The organism is Leisingera sp. F5, from assembly GCF_001593695.1.
Map to the genome: position 1 here is coordinate 1 of NZ_LUKH01001138.1, position 1239 is coordinate 1239.

2 protein-coding genes are annotated in these 1239 nt (G+C 61.3%); both read left to right on the top strand.

Annotated features, from left to right (window positions below; translation table 11 throughout):
• Positions 1 to 937: LacI family DNA-binding transcriptional regulator (locus A2I95_RS39565; RefSeq protein WP_291737823.1), on the top strand; the 937-nt coding region annotated here is incomplete at its 5' end.
• The coding region (locus tag A2I95_RS39570; RefSeq protein WP_291737824.1) for a crosslink repair DNA glycosylase YcaQ family protein at positions 937 to 1239 on the top strand (303 nt) is incomplete at its 3' end. The genes A2I95_RS39565 and A2I95_RS39570, both read left to right, overlap by 1 nt.

Genomic DNA, 1239 nt, shown 5'->3' on the forward strand with positions numbered 1-1239 from the left:
CAATCGCGGCGATGTGTCGGAAAAGACCCGCACCAAGGTGCTGAGCGCCGCCAAAGAACTGGGCTACGTGCCCAACAAGATCGCCGGCGCGCTGGCTTCGAACCGGGTGAACCTGGTGGCGGTGATCATCCCCTCGTTGTCGAACATGGTGTTCCCCGAGGTGCTGACCGGCGTCAACAAGGTGCTGGAGAATACCGAGCTGCAGCCGGTGGTCGGCGTCACCGACTATCAGCCCGAGAAAGAGGAAAAGGTGCTTTATGAAATGCTCTCTTGGCGCCCCTCAGGTGTGATAATTGCAGGATTGGAACATACCGAGGCCGCCCGCGCCATGCTGAACAGCGCCGGTATCCCGGTGGTGGAGATCATGGATACCGACGGCAAGCCGGTGGATGCGATGGTCGGCATTTCCCACCGTCGCGCGGGCCGCGAAATGGCCAAGGCGATCCTTAAGGCCGGATACCGGCATATTGGCTTCATGGGCACCAAGATGCCGCTTGATCACCGGGCGCGAAAGCGGTTCGAAGGTTTCACCGAGGCGCTGGCCAAGGAAGGCGTGGAGATCGAAGACCGCGAGTTTTACTCAGGCGGTTCGGCGCTGGCCAAGGGGCGCGAGATGACTGAAGCCATGCTGGAGCGCTCACCGGAATTGGATTTTCTCTATTTCTCCAATGACATGATCGGCGCGGGCGGGTTGCTGTATTTGCTCGATCAGGGCATTGATGTGCCGGGCCAGATTGGCCTGGCTGGTTTCAACGGGGTGGAGCTGCTGCAGGGGCTGCCCCGCAAGCTGGCCACTATGGACGCCTGCCGCCTGGACATCGGACGCAAAGCGGCTGAGATCATTGCGGCACAGCTGGACGATCCGGACACAGAGATCGAAAAGCATGTCACGCTGACCCCGACCATTTCCTATGGCGACACGCTGAAACGGCGCTGATGGCGCTGCAACGGCTGGACAATCAAAGCGCGCGGCGGCTGTTCCTGGACCGCCATGCCCTGCTGGAGCAGCCTGCTGGCCCTGCCAAGGGTGCGGACTTGCTGGCGCTGATCCAGCGTTTGGGGTTTGTGCAGCTCGACAGCATCAACACGGTGGCGCGCGCCCATGACGTGATCCTCTATTCACGCCGCCCGGGTTATCGGGCCAAACATCTGAAGCAGCTCTACGAGCGGGACCGCGGGCTGTTTGAACATTGGACCCATGACGCCGCGATGATCCCGATGGCGTTCTACCCTCATTGG